Here is a 16,721-nt window from a genome sequence, read left to right on the forward strand (position 1 = left end):
CTTCCGGGATGCGGCGCGGCAGCAGACGATCAGAGTGATCCGAATGCGAAACGCCCCCGGTACAAGGCCGGGGGCGTTCCACGTCGGAGATCAGACCGCTGCGAGCTCGTGCTGCCGAGTGCGGATCGAACGGTTCACACCCGACACGATCGCCTTGAGCGACGCCGTCGAGATATCGCCGTCGATACCGACACCCCACAGCCGCTGGTCGCCGACCTGCAACTCGACGTAGGCCGCAGCCTGCGCGTCGCCGCCCGCGCTGAGAGCGTGCTCGACATAGTCGTACACCGTGATGTCGAAGCCCTGGCCGCGCAACACCTCGACGAAGGCGGCCACAGGTCCGTTGCCGTTCCCCGACACGGCCAGCTGTTCGTCATCGTCACGCAGGACGACATCGAGCACGACGTCACCCGACATGTCGCTGCGGGTCTGCGTGGCGAGCAGCTCGAAGCGCCCCCACTTGGCCGTCGAGTCATCGGCAGGCAGATACTCGTCGTTGAAGATCGACCAGATCTGGTCGGACGTGACTTCACCGCCTTCGGCATCGGTCTTGGCCTGCACGACCCCCGAGAACTCGATCTGCAGCTTGCGCGGCAGGTCGATCGCGTGGTCCGACTTCAGCAGGTAGGCGACTCCGCCCTTGCCGGACTGCGAGTTGACGCGGATGACCGCCTCGTACGAACGTCCGAGGTCCTTCGGGTCGACCGGCAGATAAGGAACGGCCCACTCGATCTCGTCGACCGTCACGCCCTCGGCGGTCGCCCGCGCCTCCATCGCCTCGAAGCCCTTCTTGATCGCATCCTGGTGCGATCCGCTGAAGGCGGTGAAGACCAGGTCGCCGGCCCACGGGCTGCGCTCCGGCACGGGGAGCTGGTTGCAGTATTCGACCGTGCGCTTGACCTGGTCGATGTCGCTGAAGTCGATCTGCGGGTCGATGCCCTGCGTGAAGAGGTTGATCCCCAGAGCCACGATGTCGACGTTGCCCGTGCGCTCGCCGTTGCCGAACAGGCATCCCTCGATGCGGTCGGCACCGGCCATGTAGCCGAGTTCCGCGGCCGCGATCGCGGTGCCGCGGTCATTATGCGGGTGCAGGGAGAGGATGACGTTCTCGCGGTGGTTCAGGTGCCGGCTCATCCACTCGATGGAGTCGGCGTAGACGTTCGGAGAAGCCATCTCGACGGTGGCCGGCAGGTTGATGATCACCTTGCGGTCCGCCGTCGGCTCGAACACCTCGATGACCTGGTTGCAGATGTCGACCGCGAACTCGAGCTCAGTACCCGTGTAGCTCTCGGGCGAGTACTCGTAGTACACCTTCGTGTCGGGGATCGTCTTCTCGAACTTCCGACACAGGCGCGCTCCTTCGAGCGCGATGTCGATGATGCCCTGCTTGTCGGTCCGGAAGACCACCTCGCGCTGCAGCACGCTCGTGGAGTTGTAGAGGTGCACGATGGCCTGCTTCGCACCGGCGATCGACTCATAGGTGCGCTCGATGAGGTGCTCGCGGGCCTGGGTCAGCACCTGGATGGTCACATCGTCCGGGATCAGGTTCTCTTCGATGAGCTGACGGACGAAATCGAAGTCGGTCTGGCTCGCCGACGGGAAACCGACCTCGATCTCCTTGTAGCCCATGCTCACGAGCAGCTCGAACATGACCCGCTTGCGCTCCGGCGACATCGGGTCGATCAGAGCCTGGTTGCCGTCGCGGAGGTCGACGGCGCACCAGCGGGGAGCCTCGGTGATTCGGGCGTCCGGCCAGGTGCGGTCGGGCAGGTGGACGTTGATCTGCTCGTGGAACGGCCGATACTTGTGGATCGGCATCGCGGACGGGCGCTGAGTGTTCTGCATGATGGGGCTTCTTCTCTTCGTCAAAATGAACGGGCCAACACAAGCGCCGCGACGAGGGAGGCCCTAGCTTGAGGACTCGTCGCGGCAGCTAAGAAGAAGCAGACCGCCGAAAGGCATGTCGTCATGCTAGCAGGGAACACGCCTCCACTTCGACGAATCTGAGACGATTGCGCGCCGCGCGACACTTCCCGCACATGAGCACATCGCTACGTCCTCTGGCCCTCGCCGCGGTATCCGCCGTCGGTCTCCTGTTCCTCGGCGGTTGCGCGTTCGTCCCCGGACCCGCGGCGGCACCCACGAGCACCACGGTTCCGTCCGATCAACGGCTGGAAGAGGCGCACCCCGTGCCGCCGGAGGGGCGTGTGGTCGGGGTGGGCATGGTGCTGGACGCGAGCGGGGACGTGCAGTTGTGCCTGGGGGCGATCATGGAGTCCTACCCGCCGCAGTGCCTCGGCGTGCCGTTGGACGGCTGGACCTGGGACGGCGTCGAAGGCAGCGACGACAGCGGCGAGACGACCTGGGGCGACTATGCGGTGTACGCCACCTACGACGGCGAGCGACTCACCATGACCGATCCGCCGATCATGACCGCACTGTACGACTCGATCGCTCCGGAGGATCCGACGGGAGGAGTCGACGGCACGACTCCCGAGGATGAGCTCGCACGGGTCCAAGACGACATCGCGGCACGCCTCGGCACGGAAGCGGTCACGGTCGGGACGGATCGCGGATATGTCTGGGTACAGGTCGTCTGGGATGACGGCACGATCCAGGAAGCGATGGACGCCGAGTACGGAGAAGGAGTGGTGGTCGTCAGCTCCGCACTTCGCGAGACCGACTGACCTCCGGGATCAGAGCCAGCTTGCCTCCGGGGTGTCCCGTCGCCAGGAGGCGGTGGGCGTCTTGGGCTCCCTCGAGCGGGAAGGTCTGCGCGAGGGGCACCACGAGGTCGCCGTTCTGGGCCAGCGCGATCAGCTCCCCCCGCGCCTTGTCGCGGAAGCGGGCACTGGCCGGCAGGGAACCCGCGATCGCGAGGAACCCTGCGGCCGCGGCGCGACCGGGGGCCGCGATCGTGACGATGCGGCGAGGGGCGGACACGAGAGCGAGCGACACGTCCACGGCCTCGTCCGTACCGACAGCATCGAGTGCCGCCGAGATGGGCCCCGCCGCCACCTCTCTCACGCGATCGGCGAGCCCCGTGCCGTAGCGGACAGGTATGCCGCCGAATCGGGTCACCTCATCGAAGCGGTTCTCGCTCGCCGTACCGATCACACGGATGCCTCGCAGCCGGGCCTGTTGCAAGACGCTCACCCCGACCGCGCCTGAGGCACCGTGGAGGAGGATGGTCTCCCCTGGCGCCGCCCCGGTGACCGCGAGCATCTCGGCGGCCGTGGTGCCCACGAGCAGCAGGTTCGCCGCCTCCGGATGCGAGAGGGTCGACGGTTTCGCGAACACCTTCTCTGCGGGAACGGTGAGTGCCGTCGCGTATCCGCCCCGCACCCGGAAAGCCACGACCTCATCGCCCTCCGACGCGGTCCCGGAGCCGATCCGCGTGTCCGGTCCGATCGCGATGATCTCACCGGAGACCTCGTAGCCGATCGGGACCGGAAGAGCGGAGTCGGACCTCGCCGCGGCGACGTGTTTCGCGTCGGCCGGGTTCACCCCCGCGGCGCGCACACGGATCGTCACCTCACCCGCCGTCGGCGGCGGAAGGCTGACGTCGGTGAACTCCCATGCCTCGGGCGAGCCCCACGACGTCGCGACCCAATGTCGTGCTTCGAGGAGCTTCTTCGACGTCGACATCGGCGGACTCGCTCAGGCGGCGCAGCGAAGGTTGTTCACGGTACCGGACACGTTCGCCCAGTTTCCGGCACTCACCGTCTTCAACACGGTGGCACCGTTGCGTGCCTGGACATATCCGGCACTGCGCGCATTCGCCACGGACCGCACGGTGAAGCTCGGCGGCACGGTGTTGACTCCGCAGCCTCCGAACGAGAGCGAACCTCCGGCCAGGGAGAGCGCGTTGTATGCGCAGAACCTGCCGGTCGCACAGCTCCCGACGGAGCGCGCCGTCAGGTCCGATGCCGACGGCACGCTCAGAGCCATGTCCAGCGCCGGCCACACGGCGTGAGTCGCATCGACGATCACACCACCGGGGACCTCGTCGAGTATCGCCGCGACCAGCGGGTCCACGTCATGATCATCGCGCGCCGAAGCCATCGTCGGCACCGCTGCCCACGCCAGGACGGCGCCGAACAGGACGGCCGCCAGCACGGTGCGGAGCTTCATCGGACGGTGTCCTCATCGAGGTCCCACATCCGGTAGGAGATGATGGCGCCCGCGGAGAACACCCCGTCATCCTTCAGCACCGTGCGTTCGATGCCGACGATCCGACCGGTCTCGCGCGACACCAGGATCAGGTCGCTCACGGCCTCGTCCGGTGACAGGACGCGGATGCCGGCCACCGGTCGGCCCAGTCGATCCGTCGTCGTCCCGAGAGCTTCGCCGCCGCCCGTCTCCGCGAGCAGAACGAGCAGTTCCTCGTGCTGCGCGTCGGTCAGCGTCCACTGGTCGAGCGCCGTGGTCATCGCCGTCTCCACCTCGAAGGCCGTCGGATCCTCCGGCATGCCGAACGCGCGGAGCATAGCGACCATGTCCTCGCCGGTCTCGCCGGGAACCGTCTTCCACGGGGTCTCGAAGTCGCCTTCTCCCATGATCAGATCGGTGACGACCTCGCCGCTGCTGGTGACCTCGGCCCCATTGCTGGCGACCGCGTCTTCCGGATCGTAGGGAACACCCGCGATGATGGTCATCCGTCCGGAACCGTCGGGCTCCCAGGTGAGCGTCGAGAGCTGGGGGACGACGGTCGTGGTCTCGGTGTCGACCTCGACCGAGAATCCCCACGAGGCCGTCCTGACCGTGCGCGACGGGATCGAAGGTCCCGTCGAGTTCGCGAGGGCGACGCCCGCCTCATCGACGATCTGGGCGACGGTCGATGAGCCACTGAAGTCGAGCGGCGACGGCGTTCCGGCGACGGCGGCACCCTGCGGTGCGAAGACGGCGAACGCCAGCGCGGCGGACGCCGCGACCGCGGTGAGACCGCCGGCCCACCCGAGCGTGCGCGCGCGAGGTCGTCTCGGAGCACGCGTCGTGCGGAGGATGCGATCGCGGGTCGCGAGCGCCCGTACATCCGGCGACGCGTCACGAGGCGTGGAAGCAGGGTCGGCGTCGGTCAGCATGCGCTCGAGCACCGCGTTCTGCGTCATCACCCGTCATCACCCCCTCCCAGGCCCAGCTCCGCACGCAGGCGATCCTGTGCTTGGCTCAGCCTCTTCCGCACGCGGAACTCGGAAGCGCGCATCAACTGCGCGATCTCCCCCACCGCGAGTCCATCCCAGTACGTCAGCATGATGATACGCCGTTGTTCCTGAGTGAGGACACCCAAAGCACGGATGACTTCGAAACGACCCTCCCGGCCGGATTCCTCGTCCTCCCCGAAGACCCCCCGATGCACGGCCTCGAGCGCACTGTGCGGCATCGACTTCGGTCCGACACGCGCACGCAGGTGCCGGTCGGCGACGCGGAGCAACCAGACCCGGCCGGGCGGACGAGCAGGCCGGAGCCGGGTCCACGCGCTCAGGAAGACCTCCGAGACGATCTCGGTGACTTCCTGGTCGTCCGCGACGACTCCTTCGATGTGGTGCCGAACTGCTGCCCAGTGCTCATCGAACACTCGGATGAAGACCTCGTCGCGCAGCGGATTCGGGTCTTCGCTGCGATCGTTCATGTCGCCGGGGTCGGCGGCCTTCCCGCCGCCATCGACGTGTGACCTGCTCGCATGTCAGAAGCCGAGTCTGCCGAGTTGCTTCGGGTCGCGCTGCCACTCCTTCGCGACCTTGACATGCAGGCCCAGGAACACACGGGTGCCGAGCAGTTCCTCGATACCGCTACGGGCACGAGCTCCCACCTCGCTGAGACGCTTGCCCTTGTGACCGATGATGATCGCCTTCTGGCTATCACGTTCCACCACGATCGAGGCGTGCACGTCGGTCAGGTCGGTGCCCTCGCGCGGCGCGATGTCGTCGATCACGATCGCTATCGAGTGCGGGAGCTCGTCACGCACTCCTTCGAGCGCTGCTTCGCGGATCATCTCGGCGATGCGGTCCTCCTGGGACTCGTCCGTCGTGATCCCCTCCGGATACAAGGCGGGGCCCTTCGGCATCAGCAGCAGGATCTCGTCGGAGAGCACATCAAGCTGATCGCGGGTGAGTGCCGAGAGCGGGATGACCGCTGCCCAGTCCTCGCGCAGAGCATCCACCTCGAGCAGCCTCGCGGTGATCTCGTCACGGGCCGCCGCATCGGTCTTCGTCACGATCGCGATCTTCTTCGCCCGCGGGTAGCCGTCGAGCGAAGCCGCGATCCGTCGATCCCCCGGGCCGACCTTCTCAGTGGCCGGGACACAGAATCCGATCACGTCGACGTCACCGAGCACCTGCTCCACGAGGTCGTTCAACCGTTCGCCGAGCAACGTGCGCGGCTTGTGGATCCCCGGGGTGTCGACGATGACGAGCTGCCCTTCCGGGCGGTTCACGATGCCGCGGATGGCGCGCCGTGTCGTCTGGGGCTTCTCACTGGTGATCGCGATCTTCTCACCGACGAGAGCGTTCGTCAGCGTCGACTTGCCGACGTTGGGTCGACCGACGAACGTCACGAACCCGCTTCGGGTTTCCTCAGTCATCGTCTCGCTCTCCTTCATCCTGCGTCGCGACAGGTTCCCCTGCCGCCCGTTCCACGAACACCGTCGCGATCCCGCGACCACGACCACGAGATGCCCCACCCGTCAGAACCAGCCCTGCCACGGTGGCCGTCGCGCCGGGCTGCGGAACCTGCCCCAGCGCCTTGCCGAGCAAGCCGCCGATCGAGTCGACGTCTTCATCCTCGAGTTCGAGGCCGAAGAGATCGCCCACGTCTTCGAGGGAGAGACGCGCACTCACGCGGTATCGTCCGTGACCGAGATCGACGAATTCTGCGGATACCTGATCGTACTCATCCGAGATCTCTCCCACGAGTTCCTCGATCAGGTCCTCCAGCGTCACGAGCCCCGAGATTCCTCCGTGCTCGTCGATCACCAGGCACACGTGCACGGCGTCGCGCTTCATCTGCTGCAGCAGCGTCTCCGCGCGCATGGACTCCGGCACGAAGGTCGCAGGCCGTGCGATCGGCCGGATCGACGCGGCCCGCCAGGCGCTGTCATCGCGATACGCGAACTGCACGAGGTCCTTGAGATACAGAACGCCGACGACGTCATCCGCGTCATCATCCACGACCGGCATCCTCGAGACGCCGCGGTTCAGGAACAGCGACATCGCCTCGTCGGTCGTGGCGGTCGCATCGACCGTCACCATCTCGGTCCGGGGCACCATCACGGCGCGGACGAACTGATCGGTGAAATCGAACACCGAGTGGATGAGGTCGCGATCGTCTTCCTCGATGAGGTCGTTCGAGGCGGCCTCGTCGACCATGCTGAGCAGCTGATCCTCACTGGTGAAGGAGCTGCGGCCGGTGCCCGGCGTGACCCTGTTGCCCAGCACCACGAGCGCCTGGGCGAGCGGGCCGAGGATGATGCGGAGGCCGCGCACGATCGACGCGGTCCGGCGGATCATGCCTTCGGCGTGCTGGCGGCCGAAGGAGCGCGGACTCGCACCGACGAGCACGAACGTGATCGCCGTCATCAGCACGGCGGCGGCGAGCATCGCCCACCAGTTGTTGTCGATGAGGATCGTGAACGCGACCGTCACGAGGACGGCTGCGGTGACCTCCGCCAGCACGCGGATGAAGGCGACCGCGTTGACGTGCGCATCCAGATCGGCGGCGATGCGTCGCAGAGCCTTCGCTTTGCGCCCCTCATTCGCCATATCGGCGAGACCGACGCGGGAGGTGACACCGTACGCGGCATCGATCGCGGCCATGAGACCGCCGAAGGCGACCAGCAGGACGGCTCCGATGAGCAGGAGGACGGCCGTCATCGGCGGCGTTCGGACGCGGCGAAGCCCTGGATCAGCTCCTTCTGCAGTCCGAACATCTCACGCTCCTCGTCGGGTTCAGCATGATCGAAGCCGAGGAGGTGGAGCAGCCCGTGCGTGGTGAGCAGGATGAGCTCGTCCATCAGGGTGTGCTTCGCCGCCTGAGCCTGCGTCTCGGCCACCTGGGGGCACAGCACGATGTCGCCCAGCAGTCCCGGAGCGGTCGGACGGTCCTCGGTACCGGGACGGAGCTCGTCCATCGGGAAGCTGAGCACGTCGGTGGGACCGGGCTCGTCCATCCACTGCACGTGAAGCGCCTCCATGGCACCCTCGTCCACGAGGACGATGGCGACCTCGGCATCCGGGCTGACGTGGAGCTGCGCGAGGTTGTAGTCCGTGAGCCGCTGCAGCACGGTCTCGTCGACGTCGATGGCCGACTCGTTGTTGATCTCGATCATGAGAGTCCTCGTTTCGGCATGCGGTCCCGCGGTCCGGGGCGCTGCGCCCCTCGGCGGTCGGCCCTGTTGGCGAACTCGGCGGCCTGTTCGCGTTCGAAGCGCTGGGCGGTGCGCTTCTCGTCGTACTCGCTGTACGCGTCGACGATGCGGCCGACCAACGAGTGCCGCACGACGTCGGCGCTCGTGAGCCGCGCGAAGTGGATGTCGTCGATACCGTCGAGCACACGCGTCACGAGTCGGAGACCGGACGAGCCCTGCGGGAGGTCGACCTGGGTGATGTCGCCCGTCACCACCATCCGCGTGCCGAAGCCGAGACGGGTGAGGAACATCTTCATCTGCTCGGGCGTGGTGTTCTGGGCCTCGTCGAGCACGACGAAAGAATCGTTCAGCGTGCGCCCGCGCATGTAAGCGAGCGGAGCGACCTCGATGGTCCCCGTCGCCATCAGACGCGGGACGATCTCCGGGTCCATCATCTCGTTGAGGGCGTCGTACAACGGCCGCAGGTACGGGTCGATCTTGTCGGTGAGCGTGCCGGGAAGGAACCCGAGCCGCTCCCCCGCCTCGACCGCGGGCCGCGTGAGGATGATCCGGGTGACCTCCTTGCGCTGCAGCGCCTGAACGGCCTTCGCCATCGCGAGGTAGGTCTTGCCGGTACCAGCAGGGCCGATGCCGAAGACGACCGTGTTCTCCTCGATCGCGTCGACGTACTCCTTCTGGCCGAGGGTCTTCGGACGGATCACCTTGCCGCGCGTCGTCAGGATCGCCTCACCGAGCACCTCGCTGGGACGCGGTCCCCCCTCCTGACGCAGCATGCGTGCGGAACTGGAGACGTCGCTCGGAGCCAGATCGTGCCCGGCCCGGGTCATCGCGAGCAGCTCCTCCACGAGCGTCTTCGCCTTCCCGACCGCGTCGGTGTCACCGCTGAGGGTGATCTCGTTCCCGCGGACGAGCACCTGGACGTCAGGATGCTCCCTCTCGAGCATCCGCAGCAGACGGTCCTGCGGGCCGAGCAGCTGCACCATGGCGACTCCGTCGGCATAGATCGTCTCGACGGACTCGGGAGGCCGGCCGCCCAGGCTGCGCTCCTGCGGTTCGTGATTCTCAGGCACCGACACTCTTCTCAGTCAATCCTCCGGCCAGCACATGCGCATGGACGTGGAAAACGGTCTGTCCGGCACCGGCGCCGGTGTTGAAGACGAGGCGGAAGTCGCCGTCGTCGCTGTGCTCCGCAGCCAACTCCGTGGCGAACGCGACCATCTCGGCCAGGAGCGACGGGTCTCCGGCAGCGAGTTCGGTGACGTCGCGGTAGTCGGCGGACTTGGGTACGACGAGCAGGTGCACGGGAGCCTGCGGAGCGATGTCCCGCAGCGCGAAGACCCGCTCCGTCTCCCCGAGGATCTCGGCAGGGATCTCCCCGTTCAGAATGCGCGTGAAGATCGAGGGTTCCGTCATGTGCTCAAGTCTACTGATCGCGGCATGCGCGCTCCCCTGTCGCCTCGGCGCGGGAGGTCACCAGCGCCCGAGGGTCACGGAGAGCACGGCGATCGCGGCCGGACCTGCCGTCGATGTGCGCAGCACCGTGTCGCCGAGACGCACGCGCTCGGCACCCGCCTCGGTGAGCCGGTCGAGTTCCTCGTCCGAGATCCCGCCTTCCGGCCCCACCACCAGCATCAGATCACGGCCGTCTGCCTCGATCTCCGACAGGCGCACCGCCGCGGTGGGGTCGAGCACGAGGAGACGCTGTGAGCTCGCACGTTCGGCGAGTCGTTTCGTCGACACCGGCGCGACGACGTCCGGAAGCCACGCGCGGTGGGCCTGCTTGGCGGCTTCGCGGACGATGGTCGACCACCGCTCGCGGCCCTTCACCGCCTTCGGCCCTTCCCAGCGGGAGACACTGCGCGCCGCCTGCCAGGGCACGATCTCGTCGACTCCGAGCTCGCAGGCCGCCTGCACGGCGAGCTCGTCCCGGTCGCCCTTCGCCAGCGCCTGGACGAGGGTGATCCGCGGAGACGGAGCCGGGTGCTCCGAGCGCCGGGCGATTCGCACCTCCACGCGTGTCGGGGACACCTCCTCCGCTGCACCGGTCAGCCACACTCCTGCTCCGTCGCCGACGGTCACCTCTTCACCGACCCGAAGTCGACGGACGACGGCCGCGTGCTTCGCCTCGGCCCCGGTCAAGGAGACGACATCGCCGGCGACCGCGTCCGATGCCGACTCGACCACGAAGTGCAGCGCCATGATCAGTGGCTGCGGAAACGATCGCGGAGCTTCGAGAAGAGGCCCTGCTGGAACTGCGCGAGCTGGGGGTCCGGGGCCTTGGTCTTCTTCGCGAAGTCCTCGATGAGAGCCCGCTGCGCCGAATCGAGCCTGGTCGGGGTGAGCACCTGGACGCCGACGCGCAGATCACCGCGCTGCGTGCCACGGAGCGGGGTGATGCCTCGCCCCTTGATGGTCAGCACGTCACCGGACTGCACGCCGGCCCGGATCTCGAGATCGACCTCACCATCCAGTCCCTGGATCGTGGTCTCGGTGCCGAGGATCGCGTCGGTCATCGACACTTCGAGCGTCGCGAGCAGGTCATCGCCGTCACGGCTGAACGCCGGGTGGGCGTTGACCGTCACCTCGACGTACAGATCTCCGTTCGGACCGCCCGCCTTGCCGACCTCCCCGGAACCGGGGAGCTGGAGGCGGAGTCCGGTCTCGACGCCGGCCGGGATGTCGAGGGAGACCGTCCGACGCGAGCGCACGCGTCCCTGCCCGCCGCAGGTGCCGCACGGATGCGGGATGGTGGTGCCGTACCCCTCGCAGGTGCCGCACGGCTGGGAGGTCACGACGTTGCCGAGGAGGCTCCGCACCTGTCGCTGCACGTGCCCCGAGCCACCGCAGATGTCGCACGTGACGGGCGAGGTGCCCTCCTGGCAGCAGGACCCCTGACAGGTCTCGCACAGCACGGCCGTATCGACCTCGATGTCGCGATGCGCACCGAACACCACGTCGCCCAGATCGAGGGACACCCGCACGAGTGCGTCCTGCCCGCGCTCCCGACGCGAACGCGGACGCGCGCCGCGCCCACCGCCCTGCGACGCACCGAAGAAGGTCTCGAAGATGTCCCCGAAGCCGCCGAAGCCGCCGAAGTTGCCGGCAGCGCCGTCCCCGCCGCCCATGTCGTAGCGGCGACGCGAGTCGTCATCGCTGAGGACGTCGTACGCGTGGGTGACGAGCTTGAAGCGCTCCGCTGCGTCTTCACCGGGATTCACATCCGGGTGCAGCTGTCGCGCAAGACGTCGATACGCCTTCTTGATCTCGTCGGTGGAAGCGTCCCGGGACACCCCGAGAACCTCATAGTGGTCCGCCACAATCGCCTTTCTGCGTGTGTTCTCTCGGCGGCCGCGTCAGCGGCCGGCCTCGTCTTCGTCGAGCATCCGCGACAGGTAGCGGGCAACGGCCCGTGCTGCGGCGAGGTTGCTCGGGTAGTCCATGCGCGTCGGCCCCATGACGCCGACCCGCGCCGTACCGCTCGGGGCGGCGTAGTTGCTGGCGACGATCGATGCCTCACCGAGGCCGAACGGCGCGTTCTCCGTGCCGATGCTGGCCGCGAGTCCGTGCTCGTCGGTCACCATCTCGCTCATCAGCCGCAGCAGCGTCACCTGCTCCTCGATCGCTTCGAGAAGCGGGTGGATGCTTCCACGGAAGTCCTGTTCTCGACGTGCGAGGGTGGCGGCACCCGCCATCACCAGACGCTCCTGCCGGAACCCGCCGAGTTCATCCATCACGACACCGGCGATCGAACGCAGCACGCGGTCCTTGGCCACCTCATCCGCCGCGAGCAGCCCCTGAAGCCGATCGGATGCCTCGCCGATGCCCTGCCCCGTGATCAGTGCCGATAGGCGCGCCCGCAGCACCGCCATCTCGGCCTCGTCGATCGCCTCCGGCAGCATGGCCACACGCTGCGACACTCCCCCGGCGTCGGTGACGAGGACGATCAGGAGCCGATTGGGCGCCAGCGCGACGAGCTCCACATGCGTGACGTGTGCGCGGGCGAACGAGGGGTACTGCGCGAGTGCGACCTGGCCGGTGAGCTGGGTCAGCACCCGGACCGTGCGCACCATGAGGTCGTCGAGGTCGGCCGGCTCGCCGAGGAACGACTCGATGGCGGACCGCTGCGCCGAGGAGAGTGGTCGCAGCTGCGCGAGATGATTCACGAAGACGCGATAGCCCTTGTCGGTGGGCACCCGCCCTGAAGACGTGTGCGGCGCCGTGATGAGTTCTTCGTCTTCGAGCAGCGCCATGTCGTTGCGGATGGTCGCCGCGGAGACCCCGAAGGAGTGGCGGTCCACGATGGAACGGCTGCCGACGGGTTCGTGGGTCTCGACGTAGTCCTGCACGATCGCGCGGAGAACCTGGAGTCCTCGCTCTGTGACCATCGCCTTCCCTTCCGCTGGCACTCGGACGTTCAGAGTGCCAATCCTACCCCGTTCAGCTCGGTAATCTCCGTACTGCAGACGCGCAACCCTAGGATGACGCTCATGACCACCTCACCCCAGGCCACCCTGTCGTGCGGCATCGTCCGCGGCACCGAGGAGGGCGGGGTCGTCCGTTACCTCGGCATTCCCTATGCGCAGGCGCCGTTCGGGGCGAACCGATTCCGCGCCCCCCAGCCGGTCGATGCCTGGTCCGGCGTCCGCGAGGCCACCCGCTTCGGCCCGACCTCACCGCAGGTGCCGTACGCGGGTCCGATCGGCGAGCTGCTGGGGTCGGTGATCCTCGACGGTGACGACATCCTGACCGCGAACGTGTGGGCTCCGACCGACGCGTCCGATGCCCCCGTGCTGCTGTGGATTCATGGCGGAGCGCTCGAGCGGGGCACTGCCGCGCTGCCGCTCTACGACGGGGCGGTGTTCGCCAGGGCGGGCATCGTCTTCGTCTCCATCAACTACCGTCTCGGTTCCGAGGGCTTCTCCGTCCTCGACGGCGCCCCCCGCAATCTCGGTCTGCGCGACGCCGCCGCGGCCGTGGAGTGGGTGCACCGCGAGATCTCGGCGTTCGGCGGGGATCCGTCGCAGATCACGGCGATGGGGGAATCGGCGGGCGGCGCGATCGTCGCGGCCTTGCTCGCCCGAGACGACTCCCGCGCTCTCATCAGTCGCGCGATCATCGAGTCGGGCCCGCTCCAGGCGCAGACCCCGAAGAAGGCGGGACGTGTGACGGCGCAGCTCGCGAAGCGCCTCGGGGTCCGCGCCGATCGGGACTCGTTCGCCGCGCTCTCGCCCGCGCAGCTCCTCGACGCGAGGAGAGAACAGTCCGCAGGCTCGTCTCCGCTCGGCGGCGCACCCGGCTTCCAGATCGCGATCGATCCGGACAGCCTTCCGCGGTCCCCACACGAGGTCCTCGGCGAGATCGACACGCCGCTGCTCATCGGCAGCAACACCGACGAGTACCGATTGTGGTTCCCGCCCGAGGCGCTCGCCGGCATCGGCGAGTTCAAGCTGCAGGCCGCACGTGTCCTCTCGCGCATCCCGCGCCGCGCGGTGTCCGAGTACCGGTCCGCTTTCCCCGGAGCGAACACGGGAGAGGTCTTCGGGCAACTCGTCACCGACATGATGCTGCGCGCACCGCTGAGCCGTGTGGCATCCGCACGCCCCGAGAGCACGCACGTCTACGAATTCGCGTGGCCCAGTCCCATTCGAGACCTCCGAGCGGCGCATGCGCTCGAACTCGGCTTCGTGTTCGACCGGCTCGACGATGAGGAGGCGCGCCGACTCGCCGGCACCGCGGCACCGGGCGCACTCGCGACCGAGATGAACACAGCCTGGGTCGGGTTCGTGAGCGGCGGAGATCCGGGCTGGCCCGTGTACGGCTCCGAGCGTCGCACGCGGGTGTTCGATACGGTCAGTGCGACGGTGCCGCAGCGCCGCACCGCGGGCATGGACCTGCTTCCGGGCTGACAGCGCTCCGGCGTCAGTCGGTCAGCGCACGTACCACGGCATCTGCGAGGAGCCGCCCTCGCAGAGTCAGTTGGATGCGCCCCCGGATCGCGGCCGCAGGGTCGACGAGGCCATCGGCGATGAGGCCCGCGACCCGGCTCCGGTTCCCGGCGGGCATCTCATCGACGGCGATCCCCTCGCGGATCCGGCTGAGCAGCAGGATCCGCTCCAGCGTGCGCGACTCCACATCGGGGCGCTCGGTTCCCGCCGCCGGCGACTCGGATGCCGCGAGCCTCTGCGCGTAGGCGGCCGGGTGCTTCACGTTCCACCACCGCAGACCGGCCACGTGGCTGTGCGCACCGGGGCCGAACCCCCACCAGTCAGTCCCCCGCCAATAGGCCAGGTTGTGCCGCGAGCGTCGATCCGGAGTGCGCGCAAAGTTGCTCACCTCGTACCAATCGAAACCCCCGGCCCCGAGGCGGGCATCGGCGAGCTCGTACATGTCGGCCTGCAGGTCATCGTCCGGCGTCGGGACCTCGCCCCGACGAATCTGGCGCGCGAGCTTGGTGCCGTCCTCGACGATGAGCGCGTACGCCGAGATGTGGTCGGGCTCGAGGTCGAGTGCCGCATCGAGAGATGCCTCCCAATCCGCGAGCGACTCCCCCGGTGCACCGTAGATCAGGTCGACGCTCACCGCCAGTCCGGCGTCCTTCGCCGCAGCCACCGCGGTGCGCACGTTCTCGGGGCGGTGCGTGCGATCGAGGGCCGCGAGCACGTGGGGAACGGCGGACTGCATGCCCACCGACATCCGCGTGACGCCGGCGTCGGCGAGTGTGCGGGCGACCGCGGGGGTCACGGTGTCGGGGTTCGCCTCGACGGTCACCTCCGCCCCGTCCGCGAGGCCGAAGGCTCCGGTCGCCGCCTCGAGCATGCGGGCGAGATCTCCCGCGGGGAGGAGTGTCGGAGTGCCACCCCCGAAGAAGACCGTGTCCATCGGACGCAGTGCCCCGGCATCAGCCAGCACCCGACGGGCGAGCGCGATCTCGGAGATCAACGTCGATGCGTAGTCTTCCTGCTTCGCCCCGCGCAGCTCGGTCGAGGTGTACGTGTTGAAGTCGCAGTAACCGCAGCGCACGGTGCAGAACGGAATGTGCAGGTAGGCGGAGAACGGGACGTTCGGGTCGATCACGAGGTCGGAGGGAAGATGCCCGTCCGTCGGCGCCGGATCTCCGAGAGGGAGCGGTCCCGCCATCAGACGGGGGTCGCGTAGAGCGGCGAGATCGCCCGCAGGTAGCGCGCGAACAGCTCGCGGCGTCGACGCTTCATGAGGGCGGGAATCGTCCGGTAGATGAGGGCGTTCGGTGCGTCGAACGCTCGCACGGTGAACCACACCTCGTCGTTGTCCTCACGCCAGTCGACGTCGAACGACTCCTCACCGCTGACGACGGACCCGCCGACGGTGCCGAGGACGAATCCGATGCGCCGGGTCTCTTCCGTGACCGAGATCACGCGGAGCTCGGCGTCGGCGCGCATCCCCGCGACTCGTCCGCGCAGGTGCAACGTCATCCCTGCACCGACGAACGGCATGCCCTCGGCGTCGTAGCGGGGCTCGACATCGCGCTTGCTCGGGGCGATCGGATTCCCCTCGGCGTCGAAGCTCACGCCCGCGTATGCGGGTCCGGGTGCCGGCCGCACGTCTTCGACCGAGAGCCCGGCAGCGCGCTGCGCCGTCCAGGACAGGAGAGCTTCCCCGGCGGTCTGGAACCGCTCGACGCCGCTGCCGATCCGCCAGGATTCCTCCGCCGGGATGCTGCGCTCCGGCGGGTAGTGCATCAGATCGGGCGCATGGGTCGCACCCACGGCCGCATAGTCCACCGTGTCGTCTCGGAAAGTCCCGCGCCGCATGACCTCCACCCTACTTCGCGTTGCCTGAGCGAACACCCCCACGCGCCGCACGAGGTCACATGCCGGCTCCGAACCGCTCAGCGCGGGCTCTCCGCCTCCGCTGCCCTGGCCGCCTCCTGGACGATCCGGACGTACTCGGCGTGGGTCGAGCGCTGCATCCTCCGCAGCGCAGGCGCGAGCATCCGCCAGAACCAGGTCGAAGGGCGCGAGACGGACCGGGCGGTGAACACGCCCCGCTCGTCGATCCGGAACGACTCCTCGCCGTAGATCGGATGCCCCGGACGGGTCTCGTAACCGAAACCACTCGCGTCGGCCCAGACGACGCGCACGGGCTCCGCGAAGCGGATGCCGAAGACACGCTTGGCGAGCACGCCCTCGAGTTCAGGCATCGGTGCACCCGCAGGTGTCTCGAAACCCGCGCGCCGCTTGAACTCCCACGTGCTCACCAGCGCCGCGACCGCGTCGCGTACCGCCGGTGCCACGGTGGTCGAGTTCTCCTCGCCGAGCATGCCCTCGGGCACGGCGACGAGCGGATGACGCGTCATCCCCCGCGGATACGCGGGCAG

General features: G+C 68.2%; 18 protein-coding genes. 2 read left to right on the forward strand and 16 right to left on the reverse strand.

All coding sequences use genetic code 11. The annotated features are described in order from the left end of the window. Positions 1 to 90: 90 nt before the first annotated feature. Entirely contained in the window at positions 91 to 1,845 is a 1,755-nt protein-coding gene (leuA, locus tag FGL91_RS15280; protein WP_153244230.1) for a 2-isopropylmalate synthase, read from the reverse strand. Positions 1,846 to 2,039: 194 nt separating this feature from the next. Here leuA and FGL91_RS15285 point away from each other — a divergent pair, with 194 nt between their 5' ends. Beyond that, positions 2,040 to 2,687: a hypothetical protein gene (locus tag FGL91_RS15285; protein WP_153244231.1), complete on the forward strand. Its 648-nt coding sequence runs from the start codon at positions 2,040 to 2,042 to the stop codon at positions 2,685 to 2,687. Here the strand turns inward: FGL91_RS15285 and FGL91_RS15290 are convergent. From FGL91_RS15290 to hrcA, 12 genes are all read right to left on the reverse strand, one after another. After that, positions 2,659 to 3,648: an NADP-dependent oxidoreductase gene (locus FGL91_RS15290; protein WP_153244232.1), complete on the reverse strand. Its 990-nt coding sequence runs from the start codon at positions 3,646 to 3,648 to the stop codon at positions 2,659 to 2,661. The two genes, FGL91_RS15285 and FGL91_RS15290, sit on opposite strands and share 29 nt — an antisense overlap. A 12-nt stretch (positions 3,649 to 3,660) precedes the next feature. Further along, the gene (locus tag FGL91_RS15295) at positions 3,661 to 4,134 is read right to left on the reverse strand and encodes a hypothetical protein (protein ID WP_153244233.1); all 474 of its coding nucleotides are present in this window, start codon (positions 4,132 to 4,134) and stop codon (positions 3,661 to 3,663) included. Then, positions 4,131 to 5,111 carry a hypothetical protein gene (locus FGL91_RS15300; RefSeq protein ID WP_153244234.1) on the reverse strand — a complete coding sequence of 327 codons (981 nt, stop codon included), beginning with the start codon at positions 5,109 to 5,111 and terminating at the stop codon, positions 4,131 to 4,133. Before FGL91_RS15300 ends, FGL91_RS15295 begins: the two co-directional genes overlap by 4 nt. Next, entirely contained in the window at positions 5,111 to 5,632 is a 522-nt protein-coding gene (locus tag FGL91_RS15305; RefSeq protein ID WP_153244235.1) for an RNA polymerase sigma factor, read from the reverse strand. The genes FGL91_RS15300 and FGL91_RS15305 overlap by 1 nt, the downstream gene beginning before the upstream one ends. A 54-nt stretch (positions 5,633 to 5,686) precedes the next feature. Next, a complete protein-coding gene (era, locus tag FGL91_RS15310) occupies positions 5,687 to 6,601 on the reverse strand; it encodes a GTPase Era (RefSeq protein ID WP_153244236.1) in 915 nt (304 codons plus the stop codon). Then, positions 6,576 to 7,871 (reverse strand): hemolysin family protein, encoded by a 1,296-nt coding sequence (locus tag FGL91_RS15315; protein ID WP_047519951.1) that lies wholly within the window; start codon positions 7,869 to 7,871, stop codon positions 6,576 to 6,578. The genes era and FGL91_RS15315 overlap by 26 nt, the downstream gene beginning before the upstream one ends. Continuing rightward, positions 7,868 to 8,326, reverse strand: a complete 459-nt coding sequence (gene ybeY / locus FGL91_RS15320; protein WP_047519949.1) for an rRNA maturation RNase YbeY — start codon at positions 8,324 to 8,326, stop codon at positions 7,868 to 7,870. The genes FGL91_RS15315 and ybeY overlap by 4 nt, the downstream gene beginning before the upstream one ends. Continuing rightward, the gene (locus FGL91_RS15325; protein WP_153244759.1) at positions 8,323 to 9,348 is read right to left on the reverse strand and encodes a PhoH family protein; all 1,026 of its coding nucleotides are present in this window, start codon (positions 9,346 to 9,348) and stop codon (positions 8,323 to 8,325) included. Before FGL91_RS15325 ends, ybeY begins: the two co-directional genes overlap by 4 nt. A 79-nt stretch (positions 9,349 to 9,427) precedes the next feature. Further along, the gene (locus FGL91_RS15330) at positions 9,428 to 9,778 is read right to left on the reverse strand and encodes a histidine triad nucleotide-binding protein (RefSeq protein WP_047519947.1); all 351 of its coding nucleotides are present in this window, start codon (positions 9,776 to 9,778) and stop codon (positions 9,428 to 9,430) included. Between the two features lie 57 nt (positions 9,779 to 9,835). Next, positions 9,836 to 10,564: a 16S rRNA (uracil(1498)-N(3))-methyltransferase gene (locus tag FGL91_RS15335; protein ID WP_153244237.1), complete on the reverse strand. Its 729-nt coding sequence runs from the start codon at positions 10,562 to 10,564 to the stop codon at positions 9,836 to 9,838. Between the two features lie 2 nt (positions 10,565 to 10,566). Then, positions 10,567 to 11,682, reverse strand: coding sequence for a molecular chaperone DnaJ (gene dnaJ / locus FGL91_RS15340; protein WP_131491196.1), 1,116 nt, complete (start codon positions 11,680 to 11,682; stop codon positions 10,567 to 10,569). Positions 11,683 to 11,718: 36 nt separating this feature from the next. Then, a complete protein-coding gene (hrcA, locus tag FGL91_RS15345; protein WP_047519941.1) occupies positions 11,719 to 12,750 on the reverse strand; it encodes a heat-inducible transcriptional repressor HrcA in 1,032 nt (343 codons plus the stop codon). 102 nt (positions 12,751 to 12,852) lie between these two features. Between hrcA and FGL91_RS15350 the strand changes: the two genes are divergently transcribed. Further along, positions 12,853 to 14,271: a carboxylesterase/lipase family protein gene (locus FGL91_RS15350; RefSeq protein WP_227991644.1), complete on the forward strand. Its 1,419-nt coding sequence runs from the start codon at positions 12,853 to 12,855 to the stop codon at positions 14,269 to 14,271. Positions 14,272 to 14,284: 13 nt separating this feature from the next. Here the strand turns inward: FGL91_RS15350 and hemW are convergent, their stop codons facing one another. The 3 genes from hemW to FGL91_RS15365 form a co-directional block, all read right to left on the reverse strand. Next, the gene (hemW, locus tag FGL91_RS15355; RefSeq protein WP_153244239.1) at positions 14,285 to 15,502 is read right to left on the reverse strand and encodes a radical SAM family heme chaperone HemW; all 1,218 of its coding nucleotides are present in this window, start codon (positions 15,500 to 15,502) and stop codon (positions 14,285 to 14,287) included. Then, on the reverse strand, positions 15,502 to 16,155 hold the full coding sequence (locus FGL91_RS15360) for a DUF1990 family protein (protein WP_047519935.1): 654 nt from the start codon (positions 16,153 to 16,155) through the stop codon (positions 15,502 to 15,504). Before FGL91_RS15360 ends, hemW begins: the two co-directional genes overlap by 1 nt. 77 nt (positions 16,156 to 16,232) lie before the next feature. Continuing rightward, complete coding sequence (locus FGL91_RS15365; RefSeq protein WP_134351397.1) at positions 16,233 to 16,700, reverse strand: DUF1990 family protein; 468 nt, start codon at positions 16,698 to 16,700, stop codon at positions 16,233 to 16,235. Positions 16,701 to 16,721: the final 21 nt, after the last annotated feature.

Source organism: Microbacterium sp. CBA3102 (assembly GCF_007954505.1).
Classification (GTDB): Bacteria; Actinomycetota; Actinomycetes; order Actinomycetales; family Microbacteriaceae; genus Microbacterium; species Microbacterium aurugineum.